The 21,064-nt window shown below is 70.7% G+C and carries 26 protein-coding genes; 22 read left to right on the top strand and 4 right to left on the bottom strand.

What is annotated here, in order from left to right; genetic code table 11:
- Positions 1-378: 378 nt before the first annotated feature.
- Positions 379-1,083: a class I SAM-dependent methyltransferase gene (locus tag B9S61_RS18850; RefSeq protein ID WP_103543342.1), complete on the top strand. Its 705-nt coding sequence runs from the start codon at positions 379-381 to the stop codon at positions 1,081-1,083.
- Here the strand turns inward: B9S61_RS18850 and B9S61_RS18855 are convergent, their stop codons facing one another.
- Positions 1,084-1,422, bottom strand: coding sequence for a fic family toxin-antitoxin system, toxin component (locus B9S61_RS18855; RefSeq protein WP_374936226.1), 339 nt, complete (start codon positions 1,420-1,422; stop codon positions 1,084-1,086).
- A gap of 40 nt (positions 1,423-1,462) precedes the next feature.
- Positions 1,463-1,702, bottom strand: coding sequence for a toxin-antitoxin system HicB family antitoxin (locus B9S61_RS18860; protein WP_103543319.1), 240 nt, complete (start codon positions 1,700-1,702; stop codon positions 1,463-1,465).
- 194 nt (positions 1,703-1,896) lie between these two features.
- On the opposite strand from B9S61_RS18860, the gene B9S61_RS18865 reads away from it, so the two are divergent.
- From B9S61_RS18865 to B9S61_RS18890, 6 genes are all read left to right on the top strand, one after another.
- Positions 1,897-2,688, top strand: coding sequence for an ABC transporter ATP-binding protein (locus B9S61_RS18865; RefSeq protein WP_103543320.1), 792 nt, complete (start codon positions 1,897-1,899; stop codon positions 2,686-2,688).
- Positions 2,689-2,692: 4 nt separating this feature from the next.
- Positions 2,693-5,260: an ABC transporter permease gene (locus B9S61_RS18870; RefSeq protein WP_103543321.1), complete on the top strand. Its 2,568-nt coding sequence runs from the start codon at positions 2,693-2,695 to the stop codon at positions 5,258-5,260.
- Positions 5,261-5,330: 70 nt separating this feature from the next.
- Positions 5,331-5,756 (top strand): GNAT family N-acetyltransferase, encoded by a 426-nt coding sequence (locus B9S61_RS18875; RefSeq protein ID WP_103543344.1) that lies wholly within the window; start codon positions 5,331-5,333, stop codon positions 5,754-5,756.
- Positions 5,757-5,916: 160 nt separating this feature from the next.
- Positions 5,917-7,290 carry a hemolysin family protein gene (locus B9S61_RS18880; RefSeq protein WP_103543322.1) on the top strand — a complete coding sequence of 458 codons (1,374 nt, stop codon included), beginning with the start codon at positions 5,917-5,919 and terminating at the stop codon, positions 7,288-7,290.
- Positions 7,287-8,300 (top strand): hemolysin family protein, encoded by a 1,014-nt coding sequence (locus B9S61_RS18885; RefSeq protein WP_103543323.1) that lies wholly within the window; start codon positions 7,287-7,289, stop codon positions 8,298-8,300. The genes B9S61_RS18880 and B9S61_RS18885 overlap by 4 nt, the downstream gene beginning before the upstream one ends.
- A gap of 59 nt (positions 8,301-8,359) precedes the next feature.
- Positions 8,360-9,136, top strand: coding sequence for an SGNH/GDSL hydrolase family protein (locus B9S61_RS18890; protein ID WP_103543324.1), 777 nt, complete (start codon positions 8,360-8,362; stop codon positions 9,134-9,136).
- Positions 9,137-9,292: 156 nt separating this feature from the next.
- On the opposite strand, the gene B9S61_RS18895 is transcribed toward B9S61_RS18890, so the two are convergent.
- Complete coding sequence (locus tag B9S61_RS18895; protein WP_103543325.1) at positions 9,293-10,480, bottom strand: tyrosine-type recombinase/integrase; 1,188 nt, start codon at positions 10,478-10,480, stop codon at positions 9,293-9,295.
- Between the two features lie 34 nt (positions 10,481-10,514).
- Entirely contained in the window at positions 10,515-11,111 is a 597-nt protein-coding gene (locus B9S61_RS18900) for a helix-turn-helix domain-containing protein (protein ID WP_181007431.1), read from the bottom strand.
- 226 nt (positions 11,112-11,337) lie between these two features.
- Between B9S61_RS18900 and B9S61_RS43495 the strand changes: the two genes are divergently transcribed.
- The 15 genes from B9S61_RS43495 to B9S61_RS18980 all read left to right on the top strand — a co-directional run.
- Positions 11,338-11,568, top strand: coding sequence for a helix-turn-helix transcriptional regulator (locus tag B9S61_RS43495; RefSeq protein WP_103543327.1), 231 nt, complete (start codon positions 11,338-11,340; stop codon positions 11,566-11,568).
- A gap of 41 nt (positions 11,569-11,609) precedes the next feature.
- The gene (locus tag B9S61_RS18910) at positions 11,610-11,765 is read left to right on the top strand and encodes an AlpA family transcriptional regulator (RefSeq protein WP_258039737.1); all 156 of its coding nucleotides are present in this window, start codon (positions 11,610-11,612) and stop codon (positions 11,763-11,765) included.
- Positions 11,766-11,876: 111 nt separating this feature from the next.
- Positions 11,877-12,251, top strand: coding sequence for a hypothetical protein (locus tag B9S61_RS18915; protein ID WP_103543329.1), 375 nt, complete (start codon positions 11,877-11,879; stop codon positions 12,249-12,251).
- 2 nt (positions 12,252-12,253) lie between these two features.
- Positions 12,254-12,592, top strand: coding sequence for a hypothetical protein (locus tag B9S61_RS18920; RefSeq protein ID WP_103543330.1), 339 nt, complete (start codon positions 12,254-12,256; stop codon positions 12,590-12,592).
- Positions 12,593-12,659: 67 nt separating this feature from the next.
- Complete coding sequence (locus tag B9S61_RS18925) at positions 12,660-15,266, top strand: hypothetical protein (RefSeq protein WP_103543331.1); 2,607 nt, start codon at positions 12,660-12,662, stop codon at positions 15,264-15,266.
- 263 nt (positions 15,267-15,529) lie between these two features.
- The gene (locus B9S61_RS18930; RefSeq protein ID WP_103543332.1) at positions 15,530-15,781 is read left to right on the top strand and encodes a hypothetical protein; all 252 of its coding nucleotides are present in this window, start codon (positions 15,530-15,532) and stop codon (positions 15,779-15,781) included.
- Entirely contained in the window at positions 15,778-15,996 is a 219-nt protein-coding gene (locus B9S61_RS18935; RefSeq protein ID WP_103543333.1) for a hypothetical protein, read from the top strand. The genes B9S61_RS18930 and B9S61_RS18935 overlap by 4 nt, the downstream gene beginning before the upstream one ends.
- Positions 15,997-16,041: 45 nt before the next feature.
- The gene (locus B9S61_RS18940) at positions 16,042-16,383 is read left to right on the top strand and encodes a hypothetical protein (protein WP_103543334.1); all 342 of its coding nucleotides are present in this window, start codon (positions 16,042-16,044) and stop codon (positions 16,381-16,383) included.
- Between the two features lie 75 nt (positions 16,384-16,458).
- Complete coding sequence (locus B9S61_RS18945; protein WP_103543335.1) at positions 16,459-16,914, top strand: DUF4326 domain-containing protein; 456 nt, start codon at positions 16,459-16,461, stop codon at positions 16,912-16,914.
- A 394-nt stretch (positions 16,915-17,308) separates the two neighbouring features.
- Positions 17,309-17,647 (top strand): hypothetical protein, encoded by a 339-nt coding sequence (locus B9S61_RS18950; RefSeq protein WP_103543336.1) that lies wholly within the window; start codon positions 17,309-17,311, stop codon positions 17,645-17,647.
- Positions 17,648-17,876: 229 nt separating this feature from the next.
- A complete protein-coding gene (locus tag B9S61_RS18955; protein ID WP_103543337.1) occupies positions 17,877-18,413 on the top strand; it encodes a hypothetical protein in 537 nt (178 codons plus the stop codon).
- A gap of 857 nt (positions 18,414-19,270) precedes the next feature.
- A complete protein-coding gene (locus tag B9S61_RS18965; protein WP_146064885.1) occupies positions 19,271-20,053 on the top strand; it encodes a helix-turn-helix domain-containing protein in 783 nt (260 codons plus the stop codon).
- Positions 20,050-20,406: a hypothetical protein gene (locus B9S61_RS18970; protein ID WP_103543340.1), complete on the top strand. Its 357-nt coding sequence runs from the start codon at positions 20,050-20,052 to the stop codon at positions 20,404-20,406. The genes B9S61_RS18965 and B9S61_RS18970 overlap by 4 nt, the downstream gene beginning before the upstream one ends.
- Positions 20,403-20,822, top strand: a complete 420-nt coding sequence (locus tag B9S61_RS18975; protein WP_103543341.1) for a hypothetical protein — start codon at positions 20,403-20,405, stop codon at positions 20,820-20,822. Before B9S61_RS18970 ends, B9S61_RS18975 begins: the two co-directional genes overlap by 4 nt.
- Positions 20,815-21,064, top strand: a 250-nt coding sequence (locus B9S61_RS18980) for a hypothetical protein (RefSeq protein ID WP_146064886.1), incomplete at its 3' end; no start/stop codon positions are given. The genes B9S61_RS18975 and B9S61_RS18980, both read left to right, overlap by 8 nt.

Raw genomic sequence — 21,064 nt, forward strand, 5'->3', positions numbered from 1 at the left:
TGCCGCACTCGGGACGAACCGTCGCGAGCCGGTGTGTACACGGCTGACCCCCGCGGGCGTTGTGGGCGCCGAGGGTGCCGTCCGCCGCCCGGCGTGTTCGTGGTGCCGGCCGCCGCACCCGGCCGGAGCCGTCCGGGGGGCGCGTCCGAAGTGCCGGGGTGCCCTGACCTCTGATGAGGGCGGACGGACGGAGGATGTCGTGGGCGTTCGCGTCGGGGCCGGGGGCGGAGCGCCCTCGGTGCGGGTTTCCCCCAGGTACCCTCGTGCGGGCTCCTTCCGGGGGCGCGTGGCGAGCTTCCCGGGTACCGGGGTGATCAGCGGGTTCGTCGGACGGGTCCGGGGGGAGAATCGCCGTAGGTGGGTCCCTGGGAGGTCCTCATGCAGGTACGGTCCGTCCGCTCCGCGAAAGCGACGCGGGATCCCGTGCACCATCCCGTCTTCGCCCGTTGCTACGCCCGTGCCAGCGTCGCCGCCGAGACCCGTATGGGAATGGCGAAGATGCGCGGCAGACTGCTCACCGGGCTGTCCGGGCGGGTGATCGAGGTCGGCGCGGGAAACGGCCTGAACTTCGCGCACTACCCCGGCGCCGTCTCGGAGGTCGTCGCCATCGAGCCGGAGCAGTCGCTGCGCGCGCTGGCCGTGGAGGCCGCCCTGCGCGCCGAGGTGCCGGTGGATGTGGCGCCGGGCGTGGCGGAGGCCCTGCCGGTCAAGGGCGAGGCGTTCGACGCGGCGGTCTTCTCCCTGGTGCTGTGCAGTGTGCGGGACGTGTCCCGGGCGCTCGCGGAGGTACGGCGGGTGCTGCGGCCCGGTGGCGAGGTGCGGTTCTTCGAGCACGGCCGGGGCGGCGGCCGGGCCATGCGCCTCACCCAGCGGGCGCTGGACCGCACAGTGTGGCCGCCGCTGGCGGGGGGCTGCCATGTGGCGCGGGACGCGGTGGGCGCGCTGCGGGAGGCCGGGTTCGTCCTCGGCCCGTACCGGCGGTTGATGATGCCCGAGAACGGGCCGGCCCTGCCGCAGTCGTACTGCGTGATCGGCACCGCGTGGCGGCCGGCGGGCGACGACGCGCCCGGAGGCGCCGGCTGATCACTCGCTCCAGCGGCGCAGCTCGGCCGCGATGTCGTCCACGCCCGCCTCCCCGCTCTTGACCAGCCGGGCCAGATCGCGCACCTGCTCCGGCGAGGTGACGACCTTCAGCCCGCCGGCGACGAGATAGGCGTACGCGACGGCGGAGGCGAACAGGGCGTTGGACCGCTCCAGCGCGGGGACGTGGATCAGCAGCTGGAGGAGCGCGGCGGCGCGGGCGTGCGGGCTGTCGTAGACGGGGACGTCGAAGATCTCGGCCTCGTGGCGCGCGACGGCGGCGACGAGGGCACCCCAGTCGGTGACCTGGGGGTCGCCCGGGGTCCGCCGCCCGGCGAGCATGAGCAGCCACGCGAGGTCGATACGCAGAGGGATCAACGGCTCAGCGGCGACCTTCGCGCGTGCCTTCACGTTCCTTGCCGAACTCCTCGGCGAAGACGCTCTCGTACTGCTTCATGAAGTCGGCGGCGGCGTCCACGAAGGCGCGGCCCGCCTCGCCGGTGTCCTGCCGGACGAGTTCCTCGATGTAGCGGTTGACGCTCATCCCGCGCTCCAGTGCTCGCTCCCGCGCCGCGCGGGCGGTGCCCTCGTCCACGCGTACGTTCAGCTGGGTCTTCGCCATGACTCGAAGCTAGCGCCGGGACGCTAGCAGCGGCAAGTGCGGCGGTCCGGAAACGAGTGCCCCTTACACGGGCATCGGGAACCAAACCTGCGACGGAGACGGTCCCGCACTCACGGGGGATATCGGCTGTGGGCCGCATCACACTACCCTCGGCGCGACACACGATCGGATGTCCACGCCACAAGGAGGCGGTTTTGTCCACATCTGCTGCGGAGCACGCCCCCGGCCTGGCGCCGGGCGACGGGGTCGCGGCCCGCGCCCACGGCCTGACCAAGGCGTACGGCTCGGGCGAGACGGCCGTGCTCGCCCTGGACTCGGTGGACGTGGACATCGCGCGTGGACGGTTCACCGCGGTCATGGGGCCGTCCGGCTCGGGGAAGTCCACGCTCATGCACTGCCTGGCGGGTCTGGACACCGTTTCGGCCGGGCAGGTGTGGCTGGGGGACACCGAGATCACGGGGCTGAAGGACCGCGAGCTGACCCGGCTGCGCCGGGACCGGATCGGGTTCATGTTCCAGTCGTTCAACCTCATCCCGACTCTCAACGCGCGGGAGAACATCACGCTGCCCATGGACATCGCGGGCCAGAAGCCCGACGAGGAGTGGCTGGACCAGGTCATCGACACCCTGGGCCTGCGGGACCGGCTCGGGCACCGGCCCGCTCAGCTCTCGGGCGGCCAGCAGCAGCGGGTGGCCTGCGCGCGTGCGCTGGCCTCGCGGCCCGAGCTGATCTTCGCGGACGAGCCGACCGGCAATCTCGACTCACGGGCCGGTCTCGAGGTTCTCGGCTTCCTGCGCGAGGCCGTGGACGGGCTCGGTCAGACCGTCGTCATGGTCACCCATGACCCGGGGGCCGCCGGCCACTCCGACCTGGTGCTCTTCCTCGCGGACGGCAGGATCGTGGACGAGATGCGCCGGCCCACGGCGGAGTCCGTGCTGGAGCGGATGAAGCGTTTCGACGTGACCCGCGCGCCCGAGAAGGACTGACACCGTGCTGAAGGCAACACTGAAGAGCTTTCTCGCGCACAGAGGGCGACTGCTGCTGTCCGCCCTGGCCGTCGTGCTCTCCGTGGCGTTCGTCGCGGGCAGCCTGATCTTCTCCGACACGGTCTCCCGCACGTTCGACCGGCTGTTCGCCTCCTCGTCCGCCGATGTGACCGTGGCGCCCCGTGACGACCTCGAGTCGTCGGTGCCCACCGGAGCGGTGCGGACGCTGCCGGCCGAACTCGCCGGACAGCTGTCCCGGCTCGAGGGTGTCGAGTCGGCCCGCCCCGATGTCGAGGTCCAGAACCTCACGATCGTCGACAGCGACAACGAGTCGGTCGGACCGACCACGGGCGCACCGACCATCGCGGTGGACTGGTACGTCAGCGACCGCAGCGTGGTGGAGCTGACCTCCGGCCGCGCCCCGCGCGGAGGCGGCGAGGCGGCACTGGACGCGGACACCGCCGAGGCCAAGGGCGTGGAGATCGGCGACACGCTGTCCGTACAGGCGCAGCCCGGCACCTTCCGGGTGGAGATCGTCGGCATCGCCACGTTCACCACCACCAACCCGGGCGCGGCCCTGGTCTTCCTCGACCCGGAGGTCGCCGCCGCCGAGCTGCTCGGCGCCGCGGACCGGGCGACCACCATCTCGCTCACCGCCGCGCCGGGCGTCTCCGGCGAACAGCTCGAGCAGCGTGTCACGGCGGAGCTGGGCGCCGGCGCGTACGAGGTGCGGACGGCCGACGAGACGGCGGAGACGGCCGCCGAGGAGCTCGGCGGCTTCCTCGACGTGATCAAGTACGTGATGCTCGGCTTCGCCGGGATCGCGGTGCTCGTCGGTATCTTCCTGATCGTCAACACCTTCTCGATGCTGATCGCCCAGCGGACCCGTGAACTCGGCCTCCTCCGCGCGCTCGGCGCGGACCGGCGGCAGGTGCGCCGGTCGGTGCTCACCGAGGCGGTGCTGCTCGGCCTGGTCGGCTCGACGCTGGGTCTGGCGGCCGGCATCGGACTCGCCTTCGGTCTGATCCGGCTCATGGGCGCGTTCGGCATGAACCTGAAGACCACGGAGATGGTCGTCGGCTGGGCCACGCCCGTCACGTCGTACGCCGTCGGCGTGGGCGTCACCTTCGTGGCGGCGTACCTCCCGGCGCGCCGCGCGGCGGGTGTGTCGCCGATGGCCGCGCTGGCCGACGCGGACAGCGCCGGGGTGGGGCGGCCGCTGCGCACCCGCGCGGTGGTGGGGTCCGTCGTGGGTGTGCTCGGCGCGGCCGCGCTGACGGGCTGCGCACTGGCGTCCGAGACCTCCTCGGCGGCCTCGCTGCTGGGACTCGGGGTGGTTCTCACCCTGATCGCGACCGTCATCGCGGGTCCGCTGCTGGTGCGGCCGGTGATCCGGGTGCTGGGCGCGGGCTTCCCCGCGCTGTTCGGGTCGGTCGGCCGGATGAGCCAGCGCAACGCCCTGCGCAATCCGCGCCGTACCGGGGCCACGGCGTCCGCGCTGATGGTGGGGCTCGCCCTGGTCGGCGGGATGTCGGTGGCCAGCGCCTCGATGTCCCGGTCCTTCGACGAGCAGATCGACAGGACGCTGGGCGCCGACTTCGTGATCCAGAACGCGAACTTCCTGCCGTTCTCCGCGGAGGTCACCGAACAGGTGCGGGACGTGGAGGGCGTGGGGCTGGTCGTCCGCCAGCGGTTCGCTCCGGTGGCGGTGCGGCTGCCGGACGGGGAGCGGATCGAGACCACCGCGGCCGGGTACGACGACCGGGTCGACGACGTCACGCGCGTGACGTACACGAGCGGCGACACCGCGGCGGCCCTGGCCGACGGCGCCCTCTCCATGGACGCCGACTTCGCCGAGGTGCACGGCGTCCGCATGGGCGCCACGGTCCCGGTCGAGTTCCCCGGCGGCAGGAGTACCGAACTGACGGTGGCCGCCCTCACCGACGTCGAGGGCGGCGAGGGCTTCGGGATGGAGGGCGGGCTGGTCCTCGGCATCGCGACCGTCGAGGAGTACGTGCCGGGCGGGCAGGACTCCGCGCTGTACGTCAACGCGGCCGACGGGACGAGCGTGGACGACCTGCGCGGCCGGCTGGACACGGCGCTCGACCCGTACCCGCAGGTGCAGGCCCGTGACCAGGCCGACTACAAGGAGCTCGTGCACGAGCAGATCGCCGTCCTGCTGTACCTCGTCTACGCCCTGCTGGGGCTGGCGATCGTCATCGCCGTGCTGGGCGTGGTGAACACCCTGGCGCTGTCGGTGGTGGAGCGCACGCGTGAGATCGGTCTGCTGCGGGCGATCGGTCTGTCGAGGCGGCAGCTGCGGCGGATGATCCGGCTGGAGTCGGTGGTGATCGCGGTGTTCGGCGCGGTCCTGGGGCTCGCGCTGGGACTGGTGTGGGGTCTGTGCGTCCAGCAGGTCCTGGCCCTCCAGGGCATGACGGCCCTCGCGATCCCGTGGGGCACCGTCGTCGCGGTGGTGATCGGGGCGGCCGTGGTGGGCATCGCGGCGGCGCTGCTGCCGGCGCTGCGGGCGTCGCGGATGAACGTGCTGGAGGCCATCGCCCACGAGTGAGCCGTGCGGCGGCCGGTCCGCATCCTGGAATTCCGTGCCGGCCGCGGTGCCGGGTGCCGAGAATCGGTGCATGAGTGAGCTGCGGATACGGGCCGCCGGGCCCGCGGACCTCGACGGTGTGCTGGCGTTCTGGAAGGTGGCCGCCGAGGGCACGAGCATCAGCGACGACCGGGCCGGGGTGGAACGGCTGGTCGCCCGCGATCCCGGGGCGCTGATCCTCGCCGAGGGCGACGGCGCGCTCGCCGGCACGGTGATCGCGGGTTTCGACGGCTGGCGGTGCCATCTCTACCGGCTGGCCGTACACCCGGACCGCCGCCGTCAGGGGATCGCCTCAGCGCTGGTGGCCGCCGCGGAGGAGAGGTTCCTGCGGCTCGGCGGGCGCCGTGCCGACGCGATGGTGCTCCATCGCAACGAGACCGCGCATCATGCCTGGGGCGCCTCGGGGTATGCGCCGGAGGAACAGTGGCGGCGCTGGGTGAAGCCCCTCACCGGCTGACCCACGGCCCCGCCGGCCATTCTTTGCTGATCCTTTGCTCCTGGATGGCCACCCGGTCCTCCATGAAAGGTTGTGTGCGTCCACCCATGGGCGAGCCTCCCGGTCCGCGACACCGCGCGTCCGCTCCCGTCCTGTCCGACCATGGGACAGAGGTGACCCGATGACCGAAGTGCTCCTCCTTCTGGCGGCGATCCTGCTCTCACTCGCCTGCGGCGTGTTCGTGGCGGCCGAGTTCTCCCTGACCACGGTGGAGCGGGCGGAGCTGGAACGGGCCGTCGAACGCGGCGAGCGGGGAGCGGCGGGCGCGCTCGGCGCCGTACGGAGCCTGACCTTCCAGCTCTCCGGGGCGCAGCTCGGCATCACGGTCACCAACCTGGTGGTCGGCATGCTGGCCGAACCGTCGATCGCGGCACTGATCGCGGGCCCCCTGGAGGACATCGGCGTCTCCGGTTCGGTGGCGCGCTCCCTGGCGCTGGTGATCGGCACGGCGCTGTCGACGGTCTTCCTGATGGTGGTCGGCGAGCTGGTGCCGAAGAACTGGGCGATCTCCTCACCGCTGGCCGTGGCCAAGCGGGCGGGCAACGTGCAGCGCTGGTTCAGCGCCGCGTTCCGCCCGTTCATCACCCACCTGAACAACACGGCCAACCGCATCGTGCGCCGCATCGGCGTGGAACCGGCCGAGGAGCTGGAGTCCGCGCGCGGGCCGCAGGAGCTGGCCGCGCTGGCGCGGCACTCCGCCAGGGAGGGCGACCTGGAGCCGGACACCGCCGAGCTGTTCGTGCGCACGCTGAACCTCGCGGACCTCACGGCGGAGAACGTGATGACCCCGCGTGTCCAGGTGATCGCCCTGGAGGTGCGGGCGACCTGCGAGGACGTGGCGAACGTGACCCGGGCGACCGGGCTGTCCCGGTTCCCCGTCTACCGCGAGACGCTCGACGCCGTCGTCGGCACCGCGCACGTCAAGGACGTACTGGCGCTGCCGGCGGAGCGACGGGCCCGGACCCCCGTCTCGGAGCTGATGCGCGAACCGCTCCTGGTCCCCGGATCGCTCACCGTCGACCGGCTCCTCGACCGGCTCTCCGGCCGGCGCACCATGGCCGTGGTGATCGACGAGTACGGCGGCACGGCGGGAGTGGCCACCCTGGAGGACATCGTCGAGGAGGTCGTCGGCGAGGTCCGCGACGAGCACGATCCGCACGAGACCCCCGACCTGGACCGGGCGGGTACCGACGAGGACGGGCGGACGCTGTTCTCGGCCGACGGTGCCGCGCGCGTGGACCAGCTCGCGCGGGTCGGGCTGCGCGCGCCGGAGGGGCCCTACGAGACCCTCGCCGGACTGGTCGCCGCCGAACTGGGCCGGATCCCGGACACGGGCGACACCCTGGAGGTCGCGGGCTGGCGGCTGGACGTGGTGGACGCCTCCGGCCGCCGCGCGGCACGCGTCCTGATGCACGCGCCGCCCGGCGACCGGACCGCCGCGGAACGACGCACGGAACCGGCCACGGACACGAACGACAAGGGGGCGCGGCGATGACCGCCGTACAGCTGCTGATCGGTCTGGCGACGCTGGTCGTCAACGCCTTCTTCGTCGGTGCCGAGTTCGCTCTGATCTCGGTCCGCCGCAGCCAGATCGAGCCGTACGCCGACCGGGGCGAGCGGCGTGCCAAGAGTGTGCTGTGGGGGCTCGAGCACGTGTCCGCGCTGATGGCGGCCGCCCAGCTCGGCATCACCCTGTGCACGCTGGTCCTCGGCATCGTCGCCGAGCCGGCGATCGCGCACCTGCTGGAACCGGTGTTCCACGCGGTGGGGGTACCCGCCGGCGCGGGGCACGCCGTGTCCTTCGTGATCGCGCTGGCGGTCGCGACGTATCTGCACATGCTGCTGGGCGAGATGGTGCCGAAGAACGTCGCGCTCGCCGAACCGGTGCGCAGCGCGCTGCTCCTGGGGCCGCCCCTGGTGGCGCTGTCCCGTGCGCTGCGTCCGGTGATCTTCACGGTCAACGCCTTCGCCAACGCGCTGCTGAGGCTGTTGCGGGTCGAGGCACGCAACGAGGTCGTCGCGTCGTTCTCGGACGCCGAACTGGCCCGGATCGTGAAGGACTCCGGTGAGGCCGGGCTCATCGACGACCGCGCGCGGGAGCGGCTGCACGACGCGCTGGAGCTGGGCCGGCGGCCGGTGCGGGACGTGGCGATGCCGTTGAAGCGCGTGGTCCACGCGCGCGAGGGTGTCACTCCGGAGGGGCTGGAGCAGTTGTCGGCGGAGTTCGGGTTCTCCCGCTTCCCGGTGGTGGACGCGCAGCGGCGGATCGTCGGCTATCTGCATGTGAAGGACGCCCTGGACGCCTCCCCGCGCGACATGCCGTTCCGGCCGGCGGACATGCGGTCCATCGCGCGGGTCCGGGAGAACACGCCGATGGACGACGTCCTCACCGCCATGCGCGGCAGCCGTACGCATCTGGCGGCCGTCCTGGGGGCCGACGGACGGCTGGCGGGGCTGGTGACGATGGAGGACGTCCTGCAGGAGCTGTTCGGGCAGCGGACCTGAGCCCCGGGCACGCCCGACCGACCGCCGGGTATGTGCCACGGGATATCATCTCTGTCGCCATGCAGACGAATCCCACCCACAGCAGCCTCGTCGCCCTGGGCGACTCCTTCACCGAGGGCATGTCGGACCTGCTTCCCGACGGCACCTACCGCGGCTGGGCCGACCTCCTCGCCACCCGGATGGCGGCCGTCGCTCCCGGTTTCCAGTACGCCAACCTCGCGGTGCGCGGGAAACTGATCCGGCAGATCGTCGACGAGCAGGTCGAGGTCGCCGCGGGCATGCGGGCCGACGTCGTCACGCTGGTCGGCGGACTCAACGACACCTTGCGGCCCAAGTGCGACATGGCGCAGGTGCGGGATCTGCTGACCGAGGCCGTGGAGCGGCTGGCCCCGCACTGCGGGCAGCTGGTACTCATGCGCAGCCCGGGCCGCCAGGGGCCGGTCCTGGAGCGGTTCCGGCCGCGTATGGAGGCGCTGTTCGCCTGTATCGACGAGCTCGCCGAGCGGCACGGCGCACTGGTCGTCGACCTCTACGGGGCGCCCTCGCTCGGCGATCCCCGGCTGTGGGACGTGGACCGGCTGCATCTGACCACGGACGGGCACCGCCGGGTCGCCGAGGCGGTGTGGCAGACGCTCGGCTACCCGCCGGAGGACCCCGAGTGGCATCTCCCCCCGGAGGCGACGCTGCCGCCCCGCTGGGTGGCGCGCCGGGCCGCGGACGCCCGCTTCGCCCGCCGGCACCTCCTGCCGTGGATCGGCCGCCGCCTCACCGGCAGGTCCTCGGGCGACGGCCTGCCGCCCAAGCGGCCCGAACTGCTGCCGTACGAGACGCCGTAGCCGGGCCGGGACGCTTGTGGCTTCCGCCGAACCACCCGGTGGCTCCGGCCTGCAGGATTCGCCAGTAGAATCCGTACACTGTTCTACGCCCTGCGGGATACCCGCTGGTCAGCGCCCATTGAGAGCCTTCCCCCAAAGATCGTTTCTCACAATCTCTCACACAGGGGCTTTTTGATCACCGCCGTGGAAGGTCCCCCACGCGGTCGCCGCGGCCCTCATGTCCTCGACATCGACCGTGACGTACTTCCGCTTGGTGAAGCTGGCGTTCGTATGTCCGGCCCACGCGGCGAGGACAACGTCAGGGGTGCCGTTCACCGCGAGGTACGAGAGGCAGGAATGCCGGGCGTCATACAACCGGACCTGCCGCATCTCCAGCTCGCGCATGAGTCGGTAGGCGTGTTCCCTCAGATGCCGTGTGTTCCGAGGCCGGCCGAACTGGTCGACGACGACGTACCCCGTGTCTGTGTAGCCCTCCCCCGCAGCCAGACGCTCGCGGGCCTGGACCGCGCGGAACTTCTTCAGCGCATCGAGCACCGGACCGGGCAGCGGCAGGACCCGCTCACCGGCCTCGGTCTTCGTGTCCTTCTCGAGCACCCGCGTGTTGCCGATCATCGTGCGGGTGTTGGCCGTCTCGAGGGTGGCCAGCTTCAGGTCGATGTCCGCCCAACGCAGCCCGACAACCTCGGCCGGCCGAAGCCCCATGAGACTGAGCAGCAGCGGGGCATACAGGCGGTCGCGCTCGATGCCCGCGATGAACCGCTTCACTTCAGCTGAGGTCCACGGCTTCACCCTGGGCCGTTCCCGCCTATCGGCCTTCCTGTCGGCAAGGCTGACCCGCACGGCCTGCGCCGGGCTCTCCGCGATCAGCTTCCGAACGACCGCCCGCTTCAACGCCTCCCGCAACCGGGTAAGCACACCCTCGGCAGTCGACACTGCGAGGCGGGTGCCAGCTTCGCCGCCGCGACGTCGGCCGCTGCTCACGATGTCGTCGATGCAGTCGCGCACCTGGTCTTCGGTGAGCTCCTGCAGCCGGATGCGTCCGATGCGGTCGCGGACGTGGACGAGAGCCAACTGGTACGTGCGGATCGTCGTCTCCTCGACATCCCGCCGCTTGTACTCCAGCCACTGGTCAAGCCACTCCCCCACTGTGATCTTGTTGGGGGCGATGAGCGTGCCCGCGGACCGCTGGTGCTGGATACGGTCGCGCTCGTTCTTGACCTCGGTCTTGGTGTCTTTGGTGATGGTGATCTGTACGCGCTTGCCGTGCTCGTCGCGGCCGGCGTCGACCACGGTTCGGTAGCGGGTCTTGCCGTTCTGCAGGGTGACCTTCTTGATCTCGGCCACGGCCCCTCCTTGTTTGCCGGACAGGCGCAACGTCCTACCGGCCGGTCTCCCCGATCACACCGTCGGGATGGATGTCTGAGATGACGTCGCCCATGAACTCCCCCAGCGGCGCCAACCGTGGGGCGATGCCCTCTTGGCGGGCCTGGTGCAGCCATGAGCGGACGGTGCCCGGCTCGACGCCGCGAGCCTCGGCGACCACGTTGGCGGGCGCCTTCTCCCCACGCGCGCGCGCGGCCTGGTGTTCCTGCACGACTTCGGCCAAGCGCACCAGGCGATTCCAGCGGCGTGCAGCCCCGGCCCCCGCGTCCGGGTCGAGCTCGGGCCAGCGGTCCCTGACCAACGCGCGTGCGGCCTCGGGAATGTCGTCGGGCTTGCCCTCGGGCCAGTAGGCGCCGGCCATCTGCTCAGGGGTGGCTCGCCCCTGCCTTAGATGCAGCTCAGCGGCCACACGTGCGGCCCGCTCAAACTTGCCCAGCGGCAGGGTCTGCACGAAGGACGCGACGACGCGTAGCCGCTCGTCGACCGGCAGGCCGGGCCATGGCTCGACTCGCATCCCGCTGGGGAACAGCACGTCGCCGTCCTGGACGACGTACTCCCACGTAACCGCAAGCTGCGGGTATTCAACGGGCACGAACCTCACCCCCAAGAGCTGCAGGTGTTCGGCACCCTCGATGGGTTCTGGCCCTGTGTAGGTCTGACGCGTCCGGTGAGGCATGCCGCTCATCGTGACGGATCCGAGAGCGTTGCGCAACGACGCCAGGACAGAAGCAAAGCCGTTCCGAATCACTTCCAAGATTCATTGCGCTTCACTTCCAGAGCGTGTTGCGCAGCACCTCTAGAAGTGTTGTACTTCTCTCATGCGACCTGAAGACCTCAGGCGGATCAGTGCAGTTCGCACGCTCGCTGCTAGTGGCGAGGCGCGTGCGAAGCGGCAGGAACTCCGCCTTTCGCTGAAGGAAGTGGCGGCCGCCATCGGCTCGGCCCCTTCCACGGTTCACCGCTGGGAGCTGGGTCAGTCCGTACCGCGGGCTGCATCCGCGCTCCTGTGGGCCAAAGCCCTCGGCATCAAGACAGAGGCGACCCGATGAAGGCGCCGACGCTCGCTGAGATCCGAAGGTGGCCGGCCGTCGTGCCGGTGCCGCAGGCGGCGCCCGCGATCGGATGCAGCCGGTCTCAGCTGTACGAGCTGATCAAACGGGGCGAGGCGCCGGTCAAGACGCTGTCGTATGGCCGCCGCCACGTGGTGGTCACCGCTTCGATCCTCGCTCTCCTGGAAGCCGCCTGAGCGGCGTTGCAGCGCTAGCTCAGACGGCCCCAGCCCATCCGGAAAACGCCGAAACCCTGGGCTCAATCGCTCGCCAGCGACCCAGGGCTTCAACTGAATGGAGACACCAGAATGACACACCCCACCGTCATCCCGCCCGTTGACCGCACGCCGACCGGGCACCTTCCGGCCGTCGTCCAGGCCGCGCTCGTCGACCCGCCCGCCGGCCCGTGCCCCGTCTTCCGTGACTGCGTCGAGGCCGGCCCCCACGACCACCACTTCAACCACAACGCGCGGGTCCGCTCCGACGGCGGTGAACTCCTCCTCGACGCCGGCATGGTCGCCTTCAGCGAGGGCGACGACGACCGGCCCGTGATCTACGTGGGCGGTGAGGACTTCGCCGACGCGGCCTCGGTCCACGCGGCGACCGCGAAGCTCCGCCAGCTGCTCGACGAGGTCGACCGCATGGCCGTGCGCGTGTTCGCCGACCACGAGAAGCGCGCCTAGCCATGACCCGCCGCACCCGCGACGGCAGCCCCCGCCTCCACGGGCGGGGGCCCGCCGTGCGCGCTGTAACGGTGCTCAGGCTCGTCGACGAACGCGGTTACGTGGAACTGCCGCGCCCCACGATGCAGTACGGAGGCGTCTATCCGTACCCGACCGGAACCGTCCTCCGCATCGACATCGGCAAGGCCACCCACTGCACCGACTGGGCGATGGAAAACCTCGCCGGCGCGCTCGTCGACTGCGCCGAGATCGAGGTCGTCGGCACCGATTCGTACGGCGTTTCCGAAACGCGGCAGCACCTCTGCAGAGCACTGAGCGCGGAGGTATCGCCCGCGTGCTGAACAGCCCCTACTTCCCCAGCTCTCGCCCACGGGTGGGAGCGACGGCACACCCCCCGGAGCGCGACCTGTGAACGACGAGCAGCAGCCGATCGCCGCAGACCCTCAGGTCGTGCGGGACTGGCTGACGCACCTATATGGCGGATGCCCCGGGTTCCTCAGCATCTGCTCGGACAAGGGTGGTTGGGTCGGCCAGCGCTTCACCACCGACGAGACCGGCATCAAGGCAGCAGTTCAGTACGTCTTGGAGCTGGATCGGCAGAGGGCGACAGGCGTGTACGCGCAGAGCACTACCCTCCGCGAACACCCCCCGGTCAGCCCTGACGGGAAGAAGAGCCGCGGCGGCGAAGACCTGGCCTACGGCCTGACGCATCTGTGGGCGGACGGCGACTTCGGCACCTTCGGCCACAGCCCCGGACCGGACGACCTGCCCGCGCCGCCGGACGCGGACGCTGTGGTCAAGGTGGTGCGCGGGTCGGGGTTGCCGGAGCCCTCCGGCTGGGCCCACACCGCAGGCGGCTACAACCCGATCTGGCAGCTCACCGAGAACCAGCTCCTCGAGGACGAGGACGCCCGCGCTCGCGCGAAGGAGATCACCACCGGGCTTCAGGCGGTGCTCGCGGCGGAGGCGGCCCGGCACGGCTGGTCGTGGGACATTGGCGTCGGGAACCTCGACCGGCTCATGAAGATCCCGGGCACGGTCAACCGGAAGAAGGGCCTGGCCCGGCCGACGGCCATCGGCCCCGGAACCGGGGAGGCCTTCGACCTGGCCGACCTGGCGGCCGTCATCGTCGAGCTGCTGCCTGCTGCGCGCGAGGAACTCGAGCGTGCCGCGCAGGAGCAGGCGGAGCGCAAGGCGCAGCGCACCGGCAGGCCGATCCCCCCACCGCGGCAGGAGCGGCCCGCCGGACTGCACAGCGGTGACGGCCCCCTCGACGTCCTCGCCGACATGCTGACCTTCCGCGACCTGCTCGAACCCGAGGGCTGGACGTTCACCGGACAGTCCGGAGAGTGGCAACACTGGCTGCGCCCGACGGCTGTTGGCGATGCCCCCAGCAGCGCCTACAGCTTGAAGCACAACGACCACGTGGCAGTGAACTGGTCCGAACGCTCAGACCTGCCGGTCGGGTCGCTTCCTCCGGGACAGAAGCTCACGGTCGGCACGCTGTACGCCCACCTGCACTACGCCGGTAACACCTCGGAGGCCGCGCGGGACATCATGCGCGCGGCGGCTGGCAGGGCCGCTCAGGGGGCTGCCGGGCGGCTCCCCCAAGCCATCCTCGACGAGGTCCGCCAGCGCTGCCTGGTCGCTGTCCCGGGCGGCTCCGGTCAGGCGCCTTGGGAGTCTCCGTCGGACGAGGGAGGGGCGGACGACACGCAAGAAGCCGTGACTCTCATTGGGAAGCTGCCTGCCACGTTCTACGAGAAGCGCGAGATCTTGAAGAAGATCAGGCAGTACGCGCACTCCATGTGCTGCTCGGCTGATGTCGTCCTGTACGCCACCATGGCGCGGCTCGCCGGAATGATCGACCACAACGTCAAGGTCGACACGGGCGTGAAGAAGCCCGCTTCCCTCAACTTGTTCGTCGGCATCATCGACGGCTCCGGCAGCAGCAAGAGCACCTCGAACGAGGCATCTGAAGACCTCCTTGAAGCACCCGACGACGACCACAGACAGTTCCTCGACGGAATCCCGATCGGCTCCGGTGAGGGCATCGCCGAGGCGATGATGGGCGAGGTCGACACGGAGGACTTCAACCAGCTCGACAAGAAGAACCAACCGAAGATCGTCAAGGTGCGGAAGCAGGTCCGACACAACCTGTACTTCTACATCGACGAGGGCGAGACGCTCATCCGCATCGCCGGCCGGGACGGCGCGTCGCTGTGGCCGTCGATCCGGTCGGCATGGCAGGCCGGGACGCTCGGGCAGACGAACGCCACCGCCGAGCGCCGCAGGTTCATCAAACGCGGCACCTACTCGATGGGCCTAGTCGCTGGCTTCCAGCCACCCAACGCTCTGGTTGTCCTCCGCGACAACATCACCGGCACGGCGCAGCGTTTCGTGTGGTGCCTCGCCACCGACCCTGACATCCCCATGGATCCGGTGTCCGCGCCGGACATCGACTTCGGTCATCCCCAGAACCTCCAGGCCGTCACTTTGACCATGCCAGACGAGATCAAGCGGAAGATCCGCACCGAACTGGTGCTGCGCAACTCGGGTCGGCTGATCGTTGACCCGCTCGACGTCCACGCCAACCTTGCGAAGGCCAAACTCGCCGGCCTGCTGGCGCTGCTCGACGGGTCCCGTACGGCCGTCACTGTGCAGGACTGGGAGTTGGCTGAGGAGATGTGGGCGGTGTCCTGCACGCTGCGTTCAGCCATCTTGGAGCGCGCTTCCCGGGAAGAGTCCGCCGCCGCGCAGGCGAAGCGCGAGGAGCGCGTGGAAGACGCAGTGCAGGCGCATACCGCCGTAACCCGTGCTGACGCCCGGTTCGAAGTGCGCGCTCGCTGGTGCGTGAAGAAGATCCGCGAGGGAGTTCGCCGCGAGCAGCTCATGGAGAAGGCGAGCAGTAAGTGGCGCAAGGAAGTCCCGGCGGGATACGAGCTTGCGCTATCTCGCGGGTGGCTGGTCGAGGACGACGAGGGCCGCGCAGAGGTCGGCGAGGGCGCGCCATGACGGTGGCTGGACCCGCTGGACCCCTGGACCCCGCTGGACCGTGGGGCGTGTGGGACGGAGGAGTGATCGTCGAGCCGTTCGCAAGATCACCCGCCGAAGCGCTTACGGCCCTCTGATCAGCGGAAAGGAATGTAGTTGAAACTTAAACTATGAGAACCCACTTTCACACACGAGACGACTCTTACCGCTCACCCGCGCGGGTCCAGCGCGAAGGTCCAGCGGTCCAGCAAGCGGACGAAAGTCGCATAAGGAACGGAGACCCCATGACCGACTACGAAGCCATCAAGGCCGGCGCAAAGGAAGCCGTCACCGAATGGCTCGACACCACCCACGGCCAGGACGCCATCGCCAACGGCGTGAAGTTCGCCGTCCTCGGCTGGTTCGAACTCTCCACCACCGGCCAGGCGCAAATCCCGTGGGCCACCGAACGCGCCGTCACCGCCTGGCTCGCCGAGAACCGTCCCGCGCTGCTCCGGACTCTCGCCGAGACCATGGCCAACCGGAGGACCCCATGACCGAGTCGACGAGCCACGTCGAGGCGCAGGTGCAGGCCCGCATCGCCGCGGCCCGCGTGAAGGTCCAGGCCGCCCGGGAGCGGCGTGAGGAACTGTCCGCCGCCCACCGGCGCGGCCTCGCAGCCCGGCACGCGACCAAGCTGCGCCGCCTCAAGGACACCGAGCAGGAGCGCGACGACGGGCAGGACCACGACGACGAGCAGCACGACCACTGAACTCCGGCCGCCACCCGGCGGCCGGCCAACCGAGAAGGAGCACCAGTGACCACGAAGACCACCAAGGCGGAACGCACCGCCAGAACCGAGAAGCGACGCATCAACCGCGAACTCCGCCAGCTGCGCATGGAGCGGAAGCCGTACCTGTCCGGCGCGTGGATCACCAACCGCGGCTGGTGGGGCGTGCCGTACTGCGACCGGCCGTGCGGAACCGGAATGTGCGAGGGCTGCGCGTCACGCGAGTACGGCCTCGCTGAGGCCGCGCCGTTGACCGCCCGGATCGAGGAGTTGAAGCAGGAGCTCGAGGAGCTCACCGCCGGGCCTGCGCCGACGAGGAAGGCCACGGTCATCACGGGCCGGGGCGAGCAGCTCGTCATGTTCGTCTGACCCGCACAACGGAACGGCCGCCCCGCGGGTACCGGGGCGGCCCACCCCCAGCACACCACACCGAAGGAGACCCCGATGCCCACCAGCGTCATCAACTTGAAGAACGGGCCGAACGGCCACAGCCTCATCCGCGACTACGGCCCCCGCCTCGAGCGCGCGCCCAAGGAAGTCGTCTACGTCGGCCGCACGATGAAGGGTGTACGGGCGGGCGGCTGGAACCTCACCGCGAGCCCGCTCGAGAACCCGTTCACGGCGAAGCTGATCGGCTCGAACGAGGCGGCCGTGGCGGCATACTGCCGGCACCTCCTACAGGATCCCAGCCTGTTCGCCCGGGTGCAGCTGCTGCGCGGCTCCACGCTGGCGTGCTGGTGTGCGCCGGAGGCCTGTCACGCGGACGTTCTGGCGCGTCTGGCGGACGCGGAGCGGGCCGACTACCAGTCGCTGCTGGAGTCGTGGGCTGCGGGCTCGGGCAGGGCGGAGCGGGACGCGGAGGCTGCGCAGGCGTGGCAGCGGCGGGTCTCCGGGAAGTGAGCGCGGGCCTGGTCGTCGTCCTCGGCGGCCGGGTCCTGCCGTGGTAGCTTCGCCTCCTTGGCGAGGCATGGCACGGCGACGATCCCACCCGATCCGAAGCCGGAGACGAACCGTGCCCACACCCTTCAGCGCTGACCACCCGCGCACCCACCTGATCCGCAACCCGCGCTCCCATCTGTGGCTCAAGGCCGTGCACGAAGCCGGACATGCCGTCGTATGCCTCGCCGTAGGCGGCACCTTCAGCTACGCCACGCTCCGCTCAACCGGTCACGGCAGCATTGCGGCCCATGTCGGTGGCGTGAGGTGCCCTTCTCCCCAGCTCGATGCGATCGTGACGTGCGCGGGCGGACTGGCTCAGCTTCATACGGACCGAGGTGCTCGTGCCGTAAACCGCGTGTACGGCGCCATCGGGGCCCCCGACTCCGGGTGCGGTGACCTGGGGTGGCTCGTCGAGCTCAGCAAGGATGAGACGGTCGACATGGACGCCGCGATGCGGTCGGCGGCGACTGCCACGGCTGTGCTGCAGCCGTTGATCGAGGTGGCGGCCGTGGCGCTGATGGAGCCCAAGCCGCTCCGGGCCATGAGTGCTCTGGAGATTGAGGCGGCGCTGGGTGTGCGTCCTGGGCCGTGGGTTGCTGCGGCGGAGCTGCTGCTTGAGGCGGAGGGGATGGACTACTCGCCGCCGGACAAGTGGTTGCTCCGGTATGTGAGGGAGCGTCTCGGCGCAGTTTGACCGCGGGCCCGGTTCGTCTTCGGACGGCCGGGCCTTCGCGCGTGAGCTGATCATCTTGAAGGGGAGGCACAATCCGGTTATGGCCACCACGTATCCGGCGCGCTGCCCGGTCGTGCAGACGAACGGGCGCGGGTGTGCGCTTCCGGCCGGGCATCGGACGAACCATCCCGGTCTCGGTCGTTGCCGTGGCCACGGTGGTGGACAGCAGCATGTCGAGAGGATTTGGGCCATGGCACTGGAAGAGGCGGAGGCCGCGAACGTCACTCCGCAGGAGGCTCTGTTGGGCTTCGTTCGGTCGGCGGCGGGGCAGTCGGCGTTCCTCGGTGAGGTGGTGAGGGCGAAGCTTCAGCGGCATGTGGCGGATGGTGGGGATCCGCTGGATCCGCCGAAGGAGCTGGTGTTGTGGCTGCGTCAGGCGCGGGATGAGCGGTCGGCGGCGGCGCGGATTGCGAAGAGCGCGGTGGATGCAGGCGCGGTGGCAGCGTTGGAGCGCCGGCTGGACCTTGAGGGCGAGACGGTTGCTGACGCGCTCGCCGCGGTGCTCGATGCTCTGGGTTTGGATCAGGAGCAGCGGATCTTTGCGCTTGCGGTGGCGCAGGCGAAGCTGTCGGGTGAGGCGCTTCCGTCGGGGCCTGCGCCGAAGCCGGTGGTGGAGGAGCAGCCGGACCTGATGCGGGACTTCCGGAAGTTGGCGGAGGAGAACGGCCTCGACCCGGAGGGCCTGGACGACGAGGACGAGGACGGCGACGATGACGACGAGCGGTGAGCGGTCTCCGGCGGAGGCGCGTGAGCTGGAGCTGGGGCGGGTGTTCCGGCGGATGGGGAAGGCCGCGCGCCGTGGTGACTCCGAGCGGTACGAGGAGCTGCGGGCGGAGCATGAGGCGTTGAAGGCCGCGCATGTGGCTCTGGCGCATGAGGAGCAGCGGGCGGAGGCTCGGGCGAGGTTGGCCGCACGGAGGGCTGTGGAAGGCCGTGAGCGGGCTCGTAGGCCGTGGCGGCTACCGAGGGGCTTCGCGTCGCCGTTGGCGCAGCAGAGGGCGCGTGAGGCGGTTCCTGAGTGGGTTGTGCCGGTGGGCCGTCGTGTTCTGTCGCCGTGGGCGGGTGTGCATCCGTTGAGTGAGCAGATTTGGCGGCCGGGTCGGTGAGGGTCGCGCTCGCGCTGATGGCGCTGGAGTACGAGAAGTACTACGCCGCGGCCCAGCCCAAGGGTGCCCCGGTCGGCAACAACAACGCGTCACTCCGGACGTCCGACCCGTCACACTCTGCTGATGCAACGTGCGCAGATCTGCGCACGGCTGGAGAATGGATCGAACCGCAGGCCCGGCGTCAGCAGCGTTCCGATGAACGCGCCGCGAAGGTGGTCGGTGCCTCCGGGCGCGCTGTCCAGCAGGCGAAGGCAGTCACGCGCGACGCACCGGACCTCGCCGCCAAGGTCCGCGCCGGAGTGTGGCCCGCCCCGTTTGAGTTCCGATCACGGGCGCGGGGCGGGCCGTTGTGGCCTGCCCCGGTGTGGCCGACGAAACCGCGGGGCGGGCCTTCTCCGGGAGCGTAGAGGCACTTCCGGAAGGGCACTTCCGGAAGCGTCGGAACGATCTTCGCGTGGGCGGTTCTACCGTCCGCGACATGGACGAACTCAACGCCAGCCAAGCCGCCGCGTGGCTCGGGATCAGCCGTGAAGCCGTCGACCTTGCCGCCCGTGAGGGCCGTCTGCCGGTGGTCTCCGGGGAGGGGCCGCGCCGGTTCACGGTCGACGCCCTGGAGGTGTTCCATCAGGCGCGCGTGGCAGGGCACATTGCCGCCCTGGAGCGGATCCGGGAGACGCCGGTGTCCGCGGCCGGCAAGGTGCGTCGGGCGCTGGACGAGAAGGGCAACGGGCTGCCGCGCTCGTTCACGGCGAAGCTGAACGCGATGCCGATTCAGCGGCGGGTGCTTTTCTCGCAGGCGGAGTTGGCGGCGGCGTGTGTGCAGGACGGCTGCCGCTGGTGTGAGGCGCGGAAGTTCGCCGACTTCAAGGGGCTGCGGCCGCCGGAGTTCTCGCCGGCGCTCCGGGAGTTGTTCGGTGCGGATCCGTGCACGACCTGTGGGCCGGTGCTGCTGGCCCCGTACATGGCTGCTCTGGCGGCTCGGGTGTATGCGGGTGACCGGCGTCCGCCGGGCCCGCCTCCGAGGCTGTCTGAGGGTGAGCGGCGGATGGCGGAGGAGTGGGCGGTCCGGCGTTCTGTGTCGGCTGCGCGGCCGTGCCTGCCCGACGACGGGCGGGCCATGGTGGCCCGTCGGTTGCGTGAGGTGCGCAGCAAGTTGAAGGCTGCCGAGCGGGGCGGTGACCGGCGGTATGCGAAGGATCTTCGGGCGACGCTGTCCGCTCTGACGGCGGACGCCCGCCGGGTCGACGGGGGCCGGCCGTGAGCGGCGACCGCGAGGAGATCCTCGCCGCCGGACGGGCCGCCGTCGCCCACATCACGCAGGCATTCGACGCGGCGCTCGAGGACGTCGTGCGCAACGTCCAGGAGCAGACCGGCGAGCAGCTGCTCGTGCGCCGGCCGGGCGTCCTCGATGCGCGCTGGGTCGACCTGGCCCGGATGTCGTGGCAGGCCTCGAACTTCGAGCACGCGGTGCGGCTGCTGCGGCCCGTGATGGAGCACAGCGACCGGAGTCTCGGCGCGGTGCTGAAGACCGGCGAACCGTTCCTCGTCAGGGATGCGCGCAGGCATCTGGCGCAGGCGGCCGTGCTGGCCGACGACGAGGAGGCGGCACGGTGAACGCCGACCCGGACGCGGTGGTCGCCGATGGTGTGGCCCGCGTCCACGATCTCCTCGTCCAGGCGCAGGCCGCCGCTGAGGCGACGATCGCCCGGTACGCGGACGAGGTCGACGAGGTGCGCCGCGAAGTGCTGGCGGCGACCGGGGTGGAGATCGTGCCGGAGGCGCCGACGCGGGTGCCGGCCGTCATGGACGTGCCCCTTGGCTCGCTCGCTGCGACGGCGGAGCAGTGCCGTCTGCTCCTGGCCGCGGTCGAGCTCCTCGATGAGCACGTGCAGCCGGGTTCGGTACGGACGGTGGGCGCGCTGCTGAAGACGAGCGTGGACCCGCGGACGGGCGCCCTGGCCATGGACTACCTGACCCGCTCGGGGTTCTACGCCCCGGACGACGACGAGGGGGCGGCATCCCATGGCTGACCTGATCGGCACCGCCAGCATCCGTGTCGACATGGACACGGCGGCGGCCACCCGGCACATCCGCCAGTTCGCGACCCGGGGCAGCAGAGAGCTGCGTGGTCTGGAGTCTCGTCTCACCGCGGTGACCCGGGAGCTGGGCCGGGTCGGCGACCGGACGATCGGTGTGAGCGTCGACGACCGCACCGCCGGCGGCGTCGCCTCGGTGCGTGCCGCGGTCGCCGGCCTTCAGCGGCTCGGGCCGG

Origin of the sequence: Streptomyces sp. SM1 (genome assembly GCF_002910825.1) — a bacterium.
Taxonomy (GTDB): Bacteria; Actinomycetota; Actinomycetes; order Streptomycetales; family Streptomycetaceae; genus Streptomyces; species Streptomyces okerensis.